This is a genomic window from Microcoleus sp. C2D2, assembly GCF_036702495.1.
In the GTDB taxonomy this organism is placed as follows: Bacteria; Cyanobacteriota; Cyanobacteriia; order Cyanobacteriales; family Microcoleaceae; genus Microcoleus.
Genome location: NZ_JAUBTO010000033.1, coordinates 8558 through 26404, shown reverse-complemented (window position 1 = coordinate 26404; position 17847 = coordinate 8558). Strand labels below are relative to the sequence as shown.

At 44.8% G+C, this 17847-nt stretch carries 19 protein-coding genes and 1 pseudogene; 6 read left to right on the top strand and 14 right to left on the bottom strand.

What is annotated here, in order from left to right:
* Window positions 1-4: 4 nt before the first annotated feature.
* Window positions 5-589, top strand: coding sequence for a Crp/Fnr family transcriptional regulator (locus tag QUB61_RS13445; RefSeq protein WP_333129095.1), 585 nt, complete (start codon window positions 5-7; stop codon window positions 587-589).
* 570 nt (window positions 590-1159) lie between these two features.
* On the opposite strand, the gene QUB61_RS13440 is transcribed toward QUB61_RS13445, so the two are convergent.
* On the bottom strand, window positions 1160-1393 hold the full coding sequence (locus QUB61_RS13440; protein ID WP_333129093.1) for a hypothetical protein: 234 nt from the start codon (window positions 1391-1393) through the stop codon (window positions 1160-1162).
* Between the two features lie 110 nt (window positions 1394-1503).
* Between QUB61_RS13440 and QUB61_RS13435 the strand changes: the two genes are divergently transcribed.
* Window positions 1504-1941: an Rrf2 family transcriptional regulator gene (locus tag QUB61_RS13435; RefSeq protein ID WP_333129090.1), complete on the top strand. Its 438-nt coding sequence runs from the start codon at window positions 1504-1506 to the stop codon at window positions 1939-1941.
* 18 nt (window positions 1942-1959) lie between these two features.
* Window positions 1960-2940 carry a cysteine synthase A gene (cysK, locus tag QUB61_RS13430; protein ID WP_333129087.1) on the top strand — a complete coding sequence of 327 codons (981 nt, stop codon included), beginning with the start codon at window positions 1960-1962 and terminating at the stop codon, window positions 2938-2940.
* A 625-nt stretch (window positions 2941-3565) separates the two neighbouring features.
* On the opposite strand, the gene QUB61_RS13425 is transcribed toward cysK, so the two are convergent.
* The 4 genes and pseudogenes from QUB61_RS13425 to tnpA form a co-directional block, all read right to left on the bottom strand.
* Window positions 3566-4360, bottom strand: a complete 795-nt coding sequence (locus QUB61_RS13425) for a sulfite exporter TauE/SafE family protein (RefSeq protein ID WP_333129085.1) — start codon at window positions 4358-4360, stop codon at window positions 3566-3568.
* 304 nt (window positions 4361-4664) lie between these two features.
* The gene (locus tag QUB61_RS13420; protein ID WP_333129084.1) at window positions 4665-5168 is read right to left on the bottom strand and encodes a hypothetical protein; all 504 of its coding nucleotides are present in this window, start codon (window positions 5166-5168) and stop codon (window positions 4665-4667) included.
* A gap of 170 nt (window positions 5169-5338) precedes the next feature.
* Entirely contained in the window at window positions 5339-5575 is a 237-nt protein-coding gene (locus QUB61_RS13415; RefSeq protein ID WP_333129082.1) for a hypothetical protein, read from the bottom strand.
* A 46-nt stretch (window positions 5576-5621) separates the two neighbouring features.
* A pseudogene (tnpA, locus tag QUB61_RS13410) lies at window positions 5622-6021 on the bottom strand (IS200/IS605 family transposase).
* Between the two features lie 53 nt (window positions 6022-6074).
* Between tnpA and QUB61_RS13405 the strand changes: the two are divergent.
* Window positions 6075-7265 (top strand): transposase, encoded by a 1191-nt coding sequence (locus QUB61_RS13405; RefSeq protein ID WP_333129079.1) that lies wholly within the window; start codon window positions 6075-6077, stop codon window positions 7263-7265.
* 11 nt (window positions 7266-7276) lie between these two features.
* On the opposite strand, the gene QUB61_RS13400 is transcribed toward QUB61_RS13405, so the two are convergent.
* The 6 genes from QUB61_RS13400 to QUB61_RS13375 form a co-directional block, all read right to left on the bottom strand.
* On the bottom strand, window positions 7277-7777 hold the full coding sequence (locus tag QUB61_RS13400) for a DUF202 domain-containing protein (protein ID WP_333129076.1): 501 nt from the start codon (window positions 7775-7777) through the stop codon (window positions 7277-7279).
* A gap of 91 nt (window positions 7778-7868) precedes the next feature.
* Window positions 7869-8291 (bottom strand): DUF202 domain-containing protein, encoded by a 423-nt coding sequence (locus QUB61_RS13395; RefSeq protein ID WP_333129074.1) that lies wholly within the window; start codon window positions 8289-8291, stop codon window positions 7869-7871.
* Between the two features lie 163 nt (window positions 8292-8454).
* On the bottom strand, window positions 8455-9117 hold the full coding sequence (locus QUB61_RS13390; protein ID WP_333129072.1) for a hypothetical protein: 663 nt from the start codon (window positions 9115-9117) through the stop codon (window positions 8455-8457).
* A gap of 533 nt (window positions 9118-9650) precedes the next feature.
* On the bottom strand, window positions 9651-10313 hold the full coding sequence (locus QUB61_RS13385; RefSeq protein ID WP_333129070.1) for a cadmium resistance transporter: 663 nt from the start codon (window positions 10311-10313) through the stop codon (window positions 9651-9653).
* A 20-nt stretch (window positions 10314-10333) separates the two neighbouring features.
* Window positions 10334-11038 (bottom strand): cadmium resistance transporter, encoded by a 705-nt coding sequence (locus QUB61_RS13380; RefSeq protein ID WP_333129068.1) that lies wholly within the window; start codon window positions 11036-11038, stop codon window positions 10334-10336.
* 275 nt (window positions 11039-11313) lie between these two features.
* Window positions 11314-12753: an APC family permease gene (locus QUB61_RS13375; protein WP_333129065.1), complete on the bottom strand. Its 1440-nt coding sequence runs from the start codon at window positions 12751-12753 to the stop codon at window positions 11314-11316.
* A gap of 391 nt (window positions 12754-13144) precedes the next feature.
* On the opposite strand from QUB61_RS13375, the gene QUB61_RS13370 reads away from it, so the two are divergent.
* Complete coding sequence (locus tag QUB61_RS13370; protein ID WP_333129063.1) at window positions 13145-14059, top strand: LysR substrate-binding domain-containing protein; 915 nt, start codon at window positions 13145-13147, stop codon at window positions 14057-14059.
* Between the two features lie 188 nt (window positions 14060-14247).
* Here QUB61_RS13370 and QUB61_RS13365 read toward each other — a convergent pair whose 3' ends face one another.
* On the bottom strand, window positions 14248-15093 hold the full coding sequence (locus tag QUB61_RS13365; protein ID WP_333129061.1) for a prohibitin family protein: 846 nt from the start codon (window positions 15091-15093) through the stop codon (window positions 14248-14250).
* Window positions 15094-15146: 53 nt separating this feature from the next.
* A complete protein-coding gene (locus tag QUB61_RS13360) occupies window positions 15147-16352 on the bottom strand; it encodes an EAL domain-containing response regulator (protein WP_333129059.1) in 1206 nt (401 codons plus the stop codon).
* 420 nt (window positions 16353-16772) lie between these two features.
* Here QUB61_RS13360 and QUB61_RS13355 point away from each other — a divergent pair, with 420 nt between their 5' ends.
* Window positions 16773-17288, top strand: coding sequence for a heme-binding protein (locus QUB61_RS13355; RefSeq protein WP_333129057.1), 516 nt, complete (start codon window positions 16773-16775; stop codon window positions 17286-17288).
* Here QUB61_RS13355 and QUB61_RS13350 read toward each other — a convergent pair.
* Entirely contained in the window at window positions 17275-17691 is a 417-nt protein-coding gene (locus QUB61_RS13350) for a secondary thiamine-phosphate synthase enzyme YjbQ (RefSeq protein WP_333129055.1), read from the bottom strand. The two genes, QUB61_RS13355 and QUB61_RS13350, sit on opposite strands and share 14 nt — an antisense overlap.
* Window positions 17692-17847 lie beyond the last annotated feature (156 nt).

Sequence of the window (17847 nt, the reverse complement as noted above, 5' to 3'; positions counted from 1 at the left end):
GGCTATGACTATTGCTTCTGTTTCCACTAAAACTTTTGATGAAACGAGCCGACATAGATTTTCTCGCCGCATGCACTTGCCCAACCGAAGCAATGCTCTGTGGCGAATTGAAACTGGAGTAGTGCGAACTGTAACGTGGCTTGAAGATGGCACAATTATCACCTTGGGATTGTGGGGACCTGGTGATACGATCGGCAAACCGATCTCAAAATGCGATCCTTTTCAAATTGAATGCCTCACTAAAGTCGAGGCAATTCTATTATCTGGCGATCGCTGGCTAAATCGAGATATTTTGCTCAATCACATTCAGCAGGCTGAAGCTTTTATGGTAATGCGAGGTTACAAAAGAGTTGATTTTATGCTCTATCAACTATTAATTTGGCTGGCTAAGAGGTTTGGTTCTGAGGTAGAGCAAGGACATCTGATCGATATGATTTTAACGCATCAGGACATTGCAGAAATCATCGGTACAAGTCGCGTAACTGTCACTCGCACCCTCGGTCATTTTGAGCAGCAAGGCTTGATCGATCGTCTGCCGCTCCACCGGATTATTCTGCAAGCTTCCGAGGTGTGGCACTACGAAATATAAAAGGATATTAACTGTTAATAGTTTACGATCGCCGATGTAGGTGGTAGGAATGCGGTGCAAAAGAAATTATTCGCTGACAATGCGATCTTCGAGCAAATTTTGAGTTGTCTGCGAAGGAGATAATCTCAACTCCGGTTGTATCAAAATGAAAAAGTAGTGCGAGGATCCCGAGCGTACTAGACTCGGAAAATTATTATTCCGATGCCAGCAGAAACGATATAATTTGTATCGAATTTGCGTTGATTAAATTTTCTCATCCACTGGTCAATAAGTTCAAAAGCAAGGGCGACGATCGCACTTGCTTTTCTCTTTCTCCTGATTTCTTTCTTCTCACTGCCAACAGATGCGATATTTCGCACCTGTTGGCTGCCCTTAAGTAGGTGAGTATGAACTCATATGTTGCACAATTCTCAATTAGCCTTTTAGCAACAGGCAAGATGCCTGTTCCACAAAAGATAAATTTTCTTGTGGAACAGGCATCTTGCCTGTTGCTGACAATGGTGCAATATCTCAGTATGAATCAACTTAACGATGAGACAGCATATATCCGCCTACCTACTTGCAGTTACTTCAAGGCGGCGGTATTGCCTGTAAAATACTCGCTCCCTGCAACATTTGAGACTTTCGGGCTCTACCCGCTTCCGGGTGTTCCCAAGACGGTGCAAAGGGCGGAACCAACAAGGAGCAAGCTTTCCACCCACCCTGTACCCCCACGCCGAGCATCTGGCAGTTTCCGCCCCTGTGTCCGTGCTGCTCGTAATACCGACAGTGCCGACAGCTTAAACCTACATTTACGTTGCTCACGGGATTTCTCCAACCGTTTTTGTAATGAAAATATAATAACACCTGTACACCTACCGGAATTGTGTACTATGATATAATGTACAATTTAAACTCGATCGCCAGTGGGGAATGTGGAACTATCTTCTAGAGTACAATATGCCCTGTTAGCCCTCTTGGAACTGGCGAGCCACCACCCGAAGGATTCGCCCCTAACAGTAAGCGAACTTACTGCTTCTGGTGAGATACCAGAACGCTATCTAGACCAAATTCTTGCCGTGCTGCGGCGTGCGAGTATCGTCCAGAGTCTGCGGGGCGCTAAAGGCGGTTATTTGCTGGCGAAAGAGCCTTGGCAGATTACTTTGCTAGAGGTGTTTTCGACTCTCGAAGGATCCGGCAGCGGCCAGACCCAAAAAGTTTCGGAATCTGTAACAATAGAAAAAACTGCGGTGCTAGAAATATGGCAGGAAGCTCGACAGGCATCTTTCGCGGTTTTGGGCAAATACACATTACAAGATTTGTGCGAACAGCGGGATCTTCGCAAACAAACAAATCCTATGTACTACATTTAAGCGGAGAGAAATTAAGCCATGAGAATTGCTAAGGATGTTACAGAAATAATTGGCAGAACTCCTTTAGTTCAGCTCAATAAAATTCCCCAAGCCGAAGGAGTAGTTGCCCAAATTGTGGCAAAATTGGAAGGGATGAATCCGGCTGCTTCGGTGAAAGATCGAATCGGGGCGAGCATGATTCAGGCTGCAGAAGAAGCGGGGTTAATTCAACCGGGGAAAACTATTTTAGTTGAACCGACTTCAGGAAATACTGGAATTGCTTTGGCAATGGTAGCGGCGGCGAAAGGGTACAGTCTGATTTTAACTATGCCGGATACGATGAGCACGGAACGCCGATCGATGCTGAAAGCTTACGGAGCTCGGTTGGAATTAACTCCGGGACATGAAGGGATGTTAAGCGCGATCGCCCGTGCGGAAGAAATTGTAGAAGAAACCCCCGATGCTTTCATGCTGCAACAGTTTCGTAACCCCGCTAATCCGAAAATTCACCGGGAAACAACGGCTGAGGAAATTTGGGAAGATACAGAGGGTAAAGTAGATTTTTTAGTTGCTGGAGTTGGCACCGGCGGTACGATTACTGGAGTTGCTGAGGTAATTAAACCGCGAAAGTCTAGTTTTAGGACGATCGCAGTTGAACCCGCCAGCAGCCCCGTGCTTTCAGGAGGCAAATCTGGTGCTCACAAAATTCAAGGGATTGGTGCAGGATTCATCCCGGAAGTGTTGAAACCAGAGTTAATTGATGAAACGATCGCAGTTAGCGACGAAGATGCGATCGCTTACAGCCGTCGGCTGGCCAGAGAAGAAGGATTGTTGTCAGGAATTTCTGCAGGCGCCGCTTTGTTTGCCGCAATTCAAGTCGGCAAGCGTCCCGAAAATGCTGGAAAATTGATAGTTTTTGTGCAGCCTTCTTATGGCGAACGCTACCTCAGTACAGCCTTGTTCAAAGATTTAGAATTGCCGACGGCCGAGGAACTTGAAGCATTAGTCAGCAATTATTAAATTGTAGGTTAGGTTGCACGATCGTCCTTGATAAGTCTAGCTTGCATTCCCGTCTAGATCCCCCGTGCATACCCCTCCTAGGGCAGGGCTGATTCATTCTTTCTTTTAAAGCTATAGTCCGAAAGGGGTTGAAACCCCTTTCGAGAGAGCGAAAGTCCTCGCTATAAGCACTAAAAATTACTATTTGAGTCGGTTTTAACTCACATCTTGCCTGTTCATATCTTAAGAACAGGCAAGATGCCTGTTCCACAAAGAGTGAATTTTCTTGTGGAACAGGCATCTTGCCCGTTCATATCTTAAGAACAGGCAAGATGCCTGTTCCACAAAGAGTGAATTTTCTTGTGGAACAGGCATCTTGCCTGTTCATATCTTAAGAACAGGCAAGATGCCTGTTCCACAAAGAGTGTGAATTTTCTTGTGGAACGGGCATCTTGCCCGTTCATAAAAAGCTTATGGAGAATGGTGCAACATCTCTGTTTTAACCGACTTTTGCTATAAGCCCCGTGGGTTTCAAACCCTGGCAGATTTCGGGAGGATCAAACAGTCCCCCCCTTTTTTTTAGGGGTTAGGGGGGATTATTGAGGATTGTGGACTCAAACAGCAGGCTGACACTAGGTTTAACTTTTCAGACTTGATACAACTTCCAACTAGCCATCGCCAACATTCCGTAAATAACAAACTTTAGCGGGCGTTGAGGCATAATTTGGCAGAATTTAGCACCTACCAAAACTCCCGGCACCGAACCCAACCAAATCGGCAAAACTAAACTCCAGTTTACTGTTCCGAGGCTGAGGTGTCCCACAGATGTAAACATCAACAAAATTGCCGCCTGGGAAATATCTGTACCCACCAATTTAGAAGTATCCAGGCGGAAAAAAGCAATCAGCAACAGTGCAAACATCGAACCGGAAGACACGCTAGTGATTCCCACTATGCAGCCTAAAATTGCTGCCGCACTCACAGTACAAATACGGCCATAATTAGTATTTAAGTCCCATTCACGGGGGGAAGGCAATTTAAAATTAGGGAAAAATGTTTTGACCACTAATTGGGTCAGCGATAAAGCGACAATTAGGGCGATGGCTACTCCGAGAAAGCGCAGCAATATGCTGTCTAAGTCCTGATTTCCGCTGGATTGGATGCAGTGTAAAAGCCACACGCCAGTCAGCGAACCGGGTACGCTGCCCAAAGCCAGCCACTTAACTACTTGCAAGTCGAGGGTTTTTTGCTGCCAGTGTTTGAAGCCGCCAACAACTTTCATCAGTGTGGCAGCTACGACATCAGAACTAATAGCAATTGATGCTGGAATTTGAAAAACAAAAATTAACATTGGGGTGATGAGCGAGGCTCCGCCAACTCCAGTCAAACCAACGATAATGCCCACAAAAAAGCTGAGAAAGGATAGTAATAAGTAGTTCACTGTTATGCCCAAAAACTGTGTAATTAAGCGCTGCCAACCAACAAAGAGATAACTGGCGCGACTCCTGCAACACAGCTACACAGGCAAAATCTTACTCGCATTTCAATATTTCTAGCCAGGAATTTGGCTCTTCCACGCTTGAAACTTACCGCGCGTTCAGCTACAAAATTCTTGGTAAAAATAAGTAAATGCAAATAAACAAAACTACATAAATTGTAGTGTAAAAGCTCCCTGATTTTCTTATATCTACCTGTGTAACTGATTAAAAACCCTGGATTTATTTATGGGGTTTATATTCGACCTTCTACCTTGGAGTGACGAGCGTCACAGGTAAAGCAGAGCTGAGGTTAACCGACTGCTGGCCGGAAAAGAAATCGGGAGTCTCGAGAACATTAAAATGAATCAATGCCACAATGACAACCGTGAAGACAGTTGAGGAAACTAAACCCGTCAATAACTCTTTTTTGAGGTTTTTTTCCTTGGGTTTGTCGGCCAAAACATCTAAAGTTCCTAGCTGCATCAACAGAATTCCCACAATATTGGAAAGCCAGTAGCCGACAATTGTGCAAGGAAACAGTAAATCAGGGGAAAGCCAACTACAGATATACCCAAAAGCGTAGGCAATTGGCAGATTGAAAAATATGTCGTTCCACCAACACAGCGGTGATAGCAAATATCCAATTGCCAGAAGCAACCCGCCTCGGATTTTCTTAAACCAGACTTCGTTAAAGCCCTTAGCTTCTGGCAACTGTTGGGTCAGTTGTCCTGCAAGCTGGTACTCTTCACTGACTTTTTTAGCGTTTTCCACGTTGATAGCTCATTACTCGATCGACTTACCGTAGTTTAACAGCCCAAATCAGTTATGTCTAGTAAGTCAATCAAGTTACCGTATTTTGTGGGATCGGCTAAATATAGTTTGTTTCAGGTACAAAAATATCTATCCGAGAGAGGTTGTTGAGAATGCTGGCTAGTGGTAGTTTAGGCGCCGATCGAGAAATTGAAAGCTTCAGGCAAATGCTTGACAGTTTGCCAAAGATATGCAGTGTCGATGCCCCAGTAAAATTGCAGGTAAACCAGCAAAAGCCCGATCGCGACTGTCACGCCCAGCAATTTAGGCACTATTTTCGCGACACTCTCGAGCACTAGGAATGCTGCCCAGATAGCAGCAGCTAAGATGATAATGGAAGCGATCGTGGCAACTGTATCGCTGTTCATAATTAACTCCTGTTGACCAAAAGGAGGGGATTCAAGCCCCGTCCTTTTAGGACGGCTTTTCTTGGCTTTGAATATATGTTTTAAGAATTTCTAGCGGCGCTCCTCCTACAGAAACCGAGAAGTAGCTAGGACGACAAAAAGCCTCCTTGTGAGGCTTTTTGTATCCTGCCTGGAAGTATCGCCGACTAGAAACTCCTTTCAGTGCGTTCACTATTTGAGAGATTGAAAGCTTAGGAGGATATTCAATAAGTGCGTGAACCTGATTCCCTTCACCATTAAATTCAAGGATCTGGAAATCCATCTTTTCGGCTACGCAAGCAAAACGACTTTTCAATTACACCCAAACTTTCGGCAGTAAATACCGACCGTCGGTATTTAGTCACACAAACCAAGTGAATCTTAAGATCTGTAACACTATGTCGTTCTTTTCGGAAATAGGTTGCCATTTACTCTAAACCAATATATAATTTCATGGTACAGACCAATAGTAGCATAGCCAGTGAAAACAAGATATCAGTACAGATTTTACCCAACAGACCAACAGCACCAAAGTTTAGTTCAGTTGTTTGGATGTGTTCGGGTTGTCTGGAATGATGCTCTTGCGCTTTGCAGACAGTCGAAAACAAAGCCTAAATCGGCCCAACTCCAGAAATTAGTCATAACTCAAGCTAAACTAACCGAGGAACGTAAATGGTTATCTGAAGTTTCAAACATTCCTTTACAGCAGTCAGTTGCCGATTTAGATACTGCTTTTAAGAATTTTTTCGCCTCCTGTAAGGGAAAGCGAAAAGGTCGCCAAGTCGGATATCCTAAATTCAAGAAAAGAACAAACAGTCAATCAGCACGTTTTAGAATTGGAGGGTTTTCTTTTAAAGGCGATGGAGTCTATCTTGCTAAAATTGGAATAGTCAAACCTATATGGTCTAGGCAATTACCGTCTGAACCTAGCTCTGTTACAGTAATCAAAGACTGTGCTAATCGCTATTTTTTGAGCTTTGTCGTAGAGATAGAGCCAATTCAGACTAAAGCAGAGAATTCAAGTATCGGAATTGATTTAGGGATTAAAACCTTTGCAGTAATGAGCCATGGCGAAAAAGCTGAAAGCCCTAGCTACAAAGAGTTAGACCGCAAAATACGCAAATTCCAACGTAAATTAGCCCGCCAGCCAAAGGATTCCAAAAGAAGAGAAATAACTAGACTTAAAATAGCCAAGCTTCACAATCGAATTGCTGACACGCGCAAAGATTTCCTGCACAAGTTATCAACCAAAATAGTAAACGAAAACCAAGTGATCGTTTTGGAAGATTTGAATGTGTCGGGAATGGTTAAAAATCGGAAATTATCAAGAGCGATTAGTCAGCAGGGATGGAGGGAGTTTAGGACACTCTGTGAAGCCAAGTCTGAAAAATTTGGCAGAGAGTTCATAGTAGTCGGTAAATGGGAACCTACTAGCCAAGTCTGTTCAAACTGTGGTTTTAAGTGGGGAAAATTAGATTTAAAAACTCGGTCGATTCAATGCTTGGATTGTCAAACAATACACGACCGAGACGAAAACGCAGCAAAAAACATAAATAAAGTCGGGATGGGGTATCGCCACGACTCTAAATGGGCGCAGAGAGAGGGTAAGACTACAACGGTCACGCGCCAGTCGATGAAGCGTCAAGAATCACCGCTCATGAAAGGACGGTGAGTATATCAAAATCAATCGGGTATTACAGAACTACTTGGGCTGAGGGCGGCTGCAAAGATAAAATAAATTACTCCAATCCCCAATAAGGCGACAGCCGAACTGAAGACGAATATCAACCAATCTGACGGTTCGTAGGTATCCTCGTCAATTTGGCGGCGAACGGTGAAGTAGTGCACAGTTGAGATGAAGACTGTCGCCAAACCTATTAGAGAGAAGATTAAACCCAACTTCCACCCCATCCCCAGGCGGTACTGTACGGGCATTTGCAGGACGCGAAGTCGGACGATGATGACGCCAAAACCCATGAGGGCGACGGCAGCCCGCATCCATGCTAAGAAGGTGCGCTCATTTGCCGATCGATCGATCGCCCGCGACAGATTTTCCTGGTTTGTTTTCTCATCATCTACTTGCATCGGTTGGAACTCACATCTTGCACCATTCTCGATAAGCCTTTTTTGGGCGGGCTCTCCTGCCCACCCCACAAGAAAATGCACTTTTTGTGGAACAGGCATCTTGCCTGTTCTTGACAATGGTGCAACATCTCAGTTTGAACGATAATTGCACGCGATCGAACTCTGGAAGATTGATATAAAACCGGCGCCCTTATTCTGGTGCCATCAAACCTTCTAAGGTAGAAGGAATGGTCAACATATAATAAATTACGCCAGCCCCTAGGATGGCGATCGCGAGGCTGAAAAGAATTACCCAGCGATCGGTAGGTTCATAAGTATCGTAATCGATATCCTCGCGGACGCCGAAGTAGTGCTTAGTTGATAATAGCACCGTCAGCAAACCCACTGTTGAAAAAAGCAAACCCAACTTCCAACCATTGCCCGGAGTTGGCAGCATAGGGGGATGGAAGGCGCGAAGGCGCACGATAACTACGCCAAAACCCATCAGCGATATTGCTGTCCGCATCCATGCTAAATAAGTGCGCTCGTTTGCCAAGTGATCCCGCACCCGCGACGGATTTGGTCGCTTAGTCTTTTCTGCATCTACTTTCGTGGATTTCCAATTTAATAGCATAGATAAACCTTTTAATTTTAACGCCTTAATTTTAGCGCCAAGTTAAGAAGGGAAACCGATATATTTTCGCTGGGACGATTATCCGCCGGGGGGAGCGATCCCCGGCGGGATGTTGCGTTGCAACGGGCTTTACACAGCCCGCGTTACAACAACTTCACCAAAACTAATCATTTTCCTCAGTAGGTGCGTTGGGAAGTTGCGAATCTATGTAAGCCTGAGTCACATCAGGAACAAACCAATTCGCATCCCCAGGCTGGAAAATTTTCGCAGTAGGAACGTTGAATTCTATAGCCGCCGTATCGGGATTAGCTCTCGCTACAACTTGAGTTCCGTCAACTATCTTAACAGCTAGACCGCCGGTCAATTGTTGTGAAGGTTGATCTGCTGACCTTAAATCGGTTGCATTGACATCGCTGGGCAAATAAATTCCATCGCAATCCCATTTATGTTCAGTTGTTTGGCCGTCAGCTAGAAAATAAAGGGCATTCTCGTAAGAAGACTCCGCTGCTTTTTTGTGTTTCGGGCCGTAGACAGCCAGGGTTTTTCCGGTTTCGTTGCGGCACTGACCCCAAGGTTTTCCCGTTTCTAAAGTGTATTTTTGAAACTCCAATTGAGCGATTTTTTTCCGGAGTTCCTCAGGGGTATAATTCTGGGTATCGGGTGCGTCTTTCGCTGCCTTGAGAGTGTTCAGAGCTTCTGTCACCTCTATGTAGTCGGGATTTTTCGCATATCTCGGCGTTTTTGGAGCGTCTGCCCAGGAGGGGGGAACGAATACTAAATTGGCGACCATTACCAAGAACACTAAAACAAATTTGAAGATTTTCACAATTTTTCTCCTTTTCTAGATTGTCAGGTTTTTTCCAACTTTCTGTTTGCTTGCTATTTTAGGACTTAGGCAAAAACCAGCTCTCTTTAACTTGTTTGCCCGATCGGCAAAATTTGGCAGAATCGAAAAATCTGGTTTTTTAGCGTTATACCTATTGTCAAAGCCGAGCTGCGTGGGGTAGTGGCGAAGTGTTCGGGCGATATTTTAGGGATTTATCCTCAAGTTTTTAGCTCGGTTTGATTCACCACTACAGGATTTATTGAGACAACAGGTATCTTGTTGCCTAAGTCTGGCAATTCGCTAGCTCAAAAGATGGTTTCAACTTTCGTGAATACTTGAGGCTAAATTACTTTGAAGCTGCTTTTAGCTCGATCAGTCACTTCATTACTACGTTAGCATAATTCTTGATATATTTCAAGCGATTTAGCGCTATTTTTAAGCAAACAATTGTTAAGGTGAAAATGATGACTTAGGACTTACGATCTCTGGCAATTTATCTACCTATAGAGGGATGCAAATAGCGAAGGGCTAATTTAGTTAGATTGAAATTGCGGGAGCAGGCGATAAGTACCGCTTTCAATCAGAATAAATAATCCCAAGCCAATTAATACAAAAGGGACAACAGCCTGAGTATAGCGAGTCACAATAGGGGCGATCGCCCTGTGGCCAGTTAACCAGTAAGCGGCATAAGACCAAACACCTACCATCACCGAGAAGACCGCCAAAATCACTACCAAGCTCGGCAAATCGCTGCTAGCAAACAGCGGCAAATAAATGCCGATGTTGTCTCCCCCGTTCGCCACTGTTACCGCAGCTACATTCAAAGTTTGGGGATTGAAAAGATTTGCTAATTTTGACACAGCAGATGAATTAGATTGACGCTTAAATTCGCCCGATACCGCTTGTACGTCATTTTCCTCGTTTTCTCTGTTGACTAAGTGACTGATGCCGATCGCGATCGGAACCAAACCCAGCAAGCCAATCCAAGCTTTCGGCACAATTAAACCGCCAAAAAAACCCGGCAAACTAGCAGCGATGAGTGCTGCAAATCCGAGGTACTTACCCACAAAGATATGCCGGGGGCGGAAAGTATCATTTACCTGGGCGAAGAACAGCATCGAAATCACCATATCGTCGATATTGGTTGCGGCAAAAGATGTAATCCCGGCAACAATCGCTGCTGCAATCCAATTCATGTGCTGTCCCTACAATTTTTCTAGACTTCAGTTTCCCTGGCGTTACCTCTGCTGAGAGTTATCAAACAGAAAGCGCAACCCACTAAGGATATTATACTTAAAGTTGGGCTTGCCAGAGTGCCGCTTTTAACCAGAATCGCTATTCCCAGTCCGATCAAAACAAAAGGCACAAGCTGATTGCCGTAGCGAGTCAGAGTATCCGCGATCGCCCGCATCTGAATTAACCGATAAGCAGCGTAGCACCAAACGCCCACCATCGCGAAGAATACAGCGAGAATCACCGCCAAACTGTCTAAAGTATTGCTAGCAAAAAGCGGCACATATATCCCGATATTGTCGCCCCCATTTGCCACCGTCACCGCTGCTACGCTGTAAGTTTGAGGAGACAGAAAACTGCTAAAAAAAGAGTTCTCAGATTGCTCTAATTCTGCCTCAGCTTCCGAATCGTCAGTTTCTGGATTCAGCAAGCGGCTAAGCCCGATCGCAATTGGCAGCAAACCCAGCATTCCGATCCAATCTGGCGGAAAGATTAAGCGGCCAAAAAACCCCGGAAGGCTAGCAAAAACCAGTGCAGTAAAGCCCAGATACTGACCGAAGACGATATGCCTGCGCCGAAATACTGCATTCACCTGCGAGAAAAACAGCAGCAGAATCAGAATATCGTCCAGGTTTGTAGCCGTAAAAGCCGTCATCCCCGTAGAAATTGCTGTTAGTAATTCATTCATTTCTGTGTCTCCTCAGATTTTTTATTTCGTTGTACTCGCTGGTATCGTATCTTAGGAACTGGCAAGATGCCCGTTCCACAAAAAATAAATTTTATTGTGGGCTGTTGAGCCCAGCAACGCCCTTGAAATGCTTATTGACAATGCTGCAATATCTCAGTAAAAAGCCCGTTGCTAAAAACTCTTCGTTCTGAGTGCGAACTGGTAACTGCCAATCAAAAACCATCACTGTCAAAGGAGACTGCTTTGAATCGAACACCGCCGTAAATTGGATTTTCTTACTCGAACTTGGCATGAATTGCGTCAATACCCTGCTCCATCGAACCCACAAGTCCAGGATAGCGCCGCCGCTGCAAGACAAACCACCCGCAAGTAACCACCAAGTACATCAAGAACAAGTAAGGAAACGCATCGTAAGGAGCTTCGGGAACTGGGAACATAGTGCTGCCTGGAATGCCCACACTTCCCGCAATTGGAATCATCATAAATGCGATCGCCACAACCGAGAATAGCACATCTCGCACGCGCAATTTACGAATTTTGTGCAGGTAAACCGGAGCCGCGATCGAAATCAAGATGTATACCGTTAAAAATCCGTAGCTGCAAATTGCCCCCAAATAACCCATACAATCGAACAGTTTGATGTTAAACATAGACATCACAGCCGGAACCAAAAATGTCATAAATGTACACATCGTTACTGCAACGTGGGGAGTTCTATTAGATGAATGCGCTACACCTAATGAAGAGTGAAACAAACCGTGGCGCGCCATCATAAAAAACACTCTCGCCGCTGGATTGATGCTGCCGAGCACGCAAGCAAAAAAGCTAAATAAAGCGCCTAAAGCCACTAACTCTCCCAGCCAGCCCATCCCGACTTGTTGCGATAGAAAAGTCAGAGGTTCTTCACTATTAGTAATAGAAACTCCAGTACCGCTAAAACCCAAAACCTCAATATAGGTCATCAGAACGAAGAATAAGCCTGCCATGACAGCACTGCCCATGACAGCCCTGGGGATATTTTTTAAGGGTTTTTTCGCTTCGTCGCCCAGAGATGTAGCGCTTTCAAAACCAGAGAAACCAAACATTACCAATACAAGTCCCGTCGCTATGCTGCCCGGAGTTACGCCTTCCAAAGTTAATTGCGACATATCCAGGGCAAAACCTTTGTGCGCCCAGATGATGATTCCCAAGATAAAAATCGCTGCCACTGATACCCCCTCCAGCCACAGCATCGCCATAGCTGAGAGTTGGATATCTTTATAACCTGCATACCAAGCAACGCCGGCCCCGATCGCTAACAGCGTAATCGCTGACGGGTGGATGCCTAAATGACCGATGAAAGTACCCGTAAAGTTGGCAAAACCACACAAAACGGACATCGCAGTAAATAGATAAGCCAGTACCAAACTCCAGCCGCAAATTACCCCGGCCGTCGGGCCAAGTCCTTTAACAATATAAGAATAAAGAGAACCAGCAGAAGCCGATCGACTCGCAAATTGGTTGATATTGATGCTGACAAATACTAGGCCCATCAAGCCGATGAGAAAGCTCAGCCAAGTCCCGTTACCCGAAAGAGCGACAATTAACCCTAGATTAGATGCGGGTATAGTTGTAGGTGCAATCACCGCAAAGGATTGAGCTAAAACCTCCCCGAAGGAGAGGCAGTCAGGCTTTAAGCCGTGTGCACTCTGATTTTTTGGCGTTTTCTTGCTCATTTATCTTCTCTCTTTTTGTCGATCGACTTTTGGCGTTCGGCTTAAACTTGTCGGTGCTGCTTCAGCATTGGGCCCTGCGTTAGAAGCTTGAATATAACTGTAATCTCCTTCTGAGGTATAATCAAATGTTGTTTTTTATCGAATTAATAAATACAAGTGATGCAGTGCCACCACAACAGAACAGTTGGAGTACCAAACCTATCTCTCGCCACCAGCTCAAACCCTTGAGGTTAAAAGGAAAATTGAAAGAGCGGCTGGCAACCGTGCTTTGTGGATAATTCCAACCTGTACAACAGAGTCGATCGAAAAGTTCACGTCAAAACTGAGCCGCCAGAGATATTAATGTCAAAAAATAACTATATTTAGTAAAAGGGTACTCAGCATGGCCGGAATGACACTTGACCAACTGCGAGTTTTTCTAGCTGTCGCGGAACACCTGCACTTCAGCCGCGCGGCGGAGGAACTTTACATTACCCAACCTGCTGTCAGCGCCGCTATCCAATGTTTAGAGGCGGAATACGGAGTAAAACTATTTCACCGCATCGGCCGCCGGATAGAAATCACAGATGCTGGGAAGTTGCTGCAAGTTGAAACTCAGAAAATTCTCCACCAAGTTGCTTTGACTGAGAGAGGTTTGCGGGAGTTGAATGACTTGCAGCGAGGCGAATTAAACTTGGGTTGCAGTCTGACCATTGGCAATTATTGGTTGCCTGATAAACTTAGCAACTTCAAACAAAAATATCCTGGTATTTGCGTGAATTGTACTCTGGCAAATGCCGAAGAAATTTGTGCGGGGACGGCGACGGGAACATTTGATTTGGGTTTAGTGACGGGAGATATTAAAGCTTCACTTAAGAGCACTCTGGAGGAAGAAGTTGTAGGCAGCGAACGATTGCTGATTGTAGTTGGGCAATCTCACCCTTGGTTTGAACGTGCAGAGGTGAGTTTAACGGAAATTATGAAAACGGATTGGGTGATGCGAGAAGCTGGTTCTGGAGTTCAGCAAATGTTGGAACAAGCTTTGCAAAGTTGGGGAATTAATCCCAATGAATTGAATGTAACTTTAGTTTTGAACAGTAGCGAAATGGTAAAAGCAGTGGTGGAAAGCGGCACAGGTGCAGCGGCTATTCCTGAATTGATGGTAAAAAAAGAATTGCAGCTATCTACACTGCGATCGATTAAAATTATAGATAGCCAACCTAGTTCTAATCTATGTTTTGAAATAATTAAACCAGTTTTAAAACTGAAGCACCGACAGCGTTTTCAAACTGGAATTACTAAAGCTTTTGAACAGATATTAACTTAAGGTGCTGGTAAGTGGTAATTCAGGACTTACACACCAATACTCAAGAAACCAGTTTTTTTACCGACATAAAAAGCTAAACGCCGTGTATTTTTGTGGTCAGAAACCGGGTTTTTTTCCGAAAATCCTTCGTTGTAGGTCACAGATTAGGTAAAAAACCCGGTTTCTTTGGGCTGATGCGTCCAGGGCTGTTATCTCTCGACCAATTTACTCAAGTCCAATAAATTTTTACCCCCATCACCAAAAATCAGCGGCAATTGCCCATTCCATTTTTCTATAGCCTGCCTTTCCAAAAGTTCCGGAGTCAAATTGTCCCGCAGCAACCTTTGCACTTCGGCTTCTCCCTTGGCTAAATTCACCTTAGCCTCGGCCTCTTTTACTGCCTTCAGCGCTAAAAACTCCCCTCTTTTTGCCTCCTGTTCGGCAATTTGTTTCGCCTCCACCGCATCGCTAAACCGCTCAGAAAAGTGAACGTGTACTAAAGAAATATCGTCAACGGCAATGTGATATGTAACCAACCTCAAAGTTAAAAATTCATCAACTGCGGCTTTAACTTCTCCCCGTTTAGTAATAATTTCTTCAGCCGTGTATTTAGCCATAACTGCTTTTAATACTTCTTCAACTGCCGGATCGATAATGCGAGCCACGACTTCTTTTTCGTCACCTATTTGTTGAAAAATAGCATTGGCTTCGTCTGGGATAATGTGCCAGTTGAGCGCTACATCCGTAAAAACATCTTGCAAATCTTTTGAGGAAGCTTCAGCGGAACTTTCCTGTTTTTGCACCCTGACGCTCAACTTTTTTACACTATAAACTGTGGGGACTATTACGTGAAGTCCTTCTCCGAGGATCTGTTCTTGCACTTTACCAAACTGCATCAGGACGCCCCGTTCTCCAGCGTTGACAATGACAAAAAATTTGGACAAAATAGCTAAAAAAATTATCACTAGAGTTAGTTGCACAGCTATGTAAACATCCTTATTTGTTTTATTGGTTGATTTGAGTGAGTCAACGTTACTGCTGGATTCTAAAACCATATTTCACCCGGATCGCACTTAATTATAGGACAAATATTGACTTAACCGATCTTCTACTTGCCTGCCACCAGCAACTGTTCAAAATCCCCTGCAGGCAAAGGAGGACTGAAAAAATATCCTTGCATTGTATCGCACTTGTAGCGCCATAGAAAATCTTTTTCGGCTTCCGTCTCAACTCCTTCGGCAATTACCTCAAGACAGAGACTGTGCGCCATTTCAATAATAGCTTTCACAATCGCTGCATTTGTGCACCCATGGGTGATATTGCTGATAAAACAGCGGTCGATTTTTAAAGTATCGAAGGGGTATTGCGCCAGATAGCTTAAAGAAGAATAGCCCGTGCCGAAATCATCAATAGATATAGAAACTCCCAAACTTTTTAATTGTTGCAAAGTAGCGATCGCACTTGGAGCATCCTCCACCATCAAACTTTCAGTCAGCTCTAATTCCAAACTGCTCGGTTCCAAACCAATTTCTGCTAAAATTTTGGCAATTCTGCTGCTGAGATCCGGTTGGTGAAATTGGCGCGCCGACAGATTCACCGCTACCCGCAGCCCCGAAAAACCAGCATTTTGCCAAACTTGCATTTGCCTGCAAGCTGTCTGCAAAACCCACTCGCCTAACGGTACAATGAAGCCAGTTGCTTCGGCAGACGGAATAAATTGTGCGGGGGAAATCAGCCCTTTTTCTGGATGCAGCCAGCGTATTAAAGCTTCTGCGCTCATAATTTTACCAGTCTGGACATTGACCTGCGGCTGATAGTAAACTTGGAATTCTTCTCGTTCCAGGGCGTCGCACAAACTTGTTTTTATCTGCTCTAATTTGTCGGCGGCATCTTGGATTAATGCGCAGCTTTGCGATCGCAAAGTATTGTACTGTTCGGCGACAGCTTCTTGTTTTTTCAAGCGGCTCGATATCGCCCCCACAAGTTCAGCTTTAGTAAAAGGTTTAGTCAGGTAATCATCTGCTCCCAATTCCATACCTTGCCGCATTTCAGAGCGCTCGACTTTACCGGTGAGAAAAACAAAAGGTAGTGTAGCAGTAACAGGATTCGATCGCAAGGCCATCAGCACCCCGTACCCGTCAAGTTCCGGCATCATCACGTCGCAAATAATCACGTCGGGAAGATTTGACACCGCCGCATTTAAACCTTGGGCTCCATTTTCTGCACCCGTCACGTCGAAACCTTCAGCTTTGAGGAGTTTGAGAATATTCTCCCGAATTATTTGCTCGTCCTCAATCACTAGAATCTTTTTCATACGTCATTTCCTGAAAGCGGTATAATCGATCGGCGTTGCTGAACGCGATCGGCGTCGCAATAACTGAGAACGCACAGCTCGAGCGGCCCAACAGCCAAATGTTTTCCGACCAAAATAGCAGACGCCCCTGAAAAACGGTTATTTTTCAAGGACGACTAGATTAATGTTTCTCTGCTTACTCAGCGCCCTCCGTTTTATTACGAGCTTAATTAATAAATCTCTAACTAATTCTAGGCGATCGACAGTTAGCATCGCCCTGAATAACTGCTAAACTGGTTGTGTGGCTCGATCGTCTGCAAACAATCTCAGCCTATTTATACCAGTTGCAAAAAAACAATGCAACTGCCAGCAAGTTCCCAACCCTTGCGGAGTCAGTCTTTCCCCATTCTTTAATGTAAAATCTCAAATCTCAAATCTTAAATGGCATTACCTAGTGGATTCCCTGAGCCCGCACAGATTGGGGTCATAGAAGTTAAGCAATATCCTCAGTACCGCGCTGTCACCTACACCCACGCGGGCGATTTGCGACAAGCAACTGGAATCGCCTTCAATCCCTTATTTCAACACATCAGCAACAACCAAATTGCGATGACAACGCCAGTAGAAGCGCGCTACACGGCAACTTCTGAGCAAATCGATGGGGTTCCCCAAGCAGAAGTTTCGTTCCTCTATCCCGCACCAAATATCGCCCCCAGCAGCGTTAACTCCGCTGTAGAAGTCAGGGATACTTCGCCGATGACGGTTGTCAGCATCGGCGTGGGCGGGGCCTACACTTGGGAAAGCTACGAAAATAACCTCCAGAAACTCAAAGATTGGCTTCAAGAACATCCTGAATACGAAATAGTCGGGCCGCCCCGCCGCTTTTTTTACAATTCCCCGATGACGCCGGAAGCAACTAAAATCAGCGAGGTGCAAATTCCGATCAGGTGCCGCTGACGTGAACAACTAATTCGCGAATGTGACCCCGCTGGCGGTGTTCCCACAGGTAAATTCCCTGCCAAGTTCCTAACAGTAACCTGCCGCGATCGATCGGGATTTGTTCGGAAGTGTGAGTCAGCGCAGTGCGAATGTGGGCAGGCATATCGTCTGGTCCTTCCGCATCGTGAATGTAGCGATCGCCCTCCGGTACCAGTTTAGCTAAAAAGTTAGCCAAATCCTTAAGTACATCCGGGTCAGCATTTTCTTGAATCACCAAACTAGCAGAAGTATGGCGCAAAAACAAGGTACAAAGTCCTGTTTTGATACCTGAATTCGCCACCGCATCTTCAATCTTAGGAGTGATTTTGCACAGAGACTTCCCTGTAGTTTGAATCTTGAGTATCTGTTGATAGTGAGTCATGCGATTTTAGATTTTAGATTTTAGATTTTAGATTTTGGATGAGACTATCGATTTTAGATTTTAGATTTTAGATTTTAGATTTTGGATGAGACTATCGATTTTAGATTTTAGATTTTAGATTTTGGATGAGACTATCGATTTTAGATTTTAGATTTT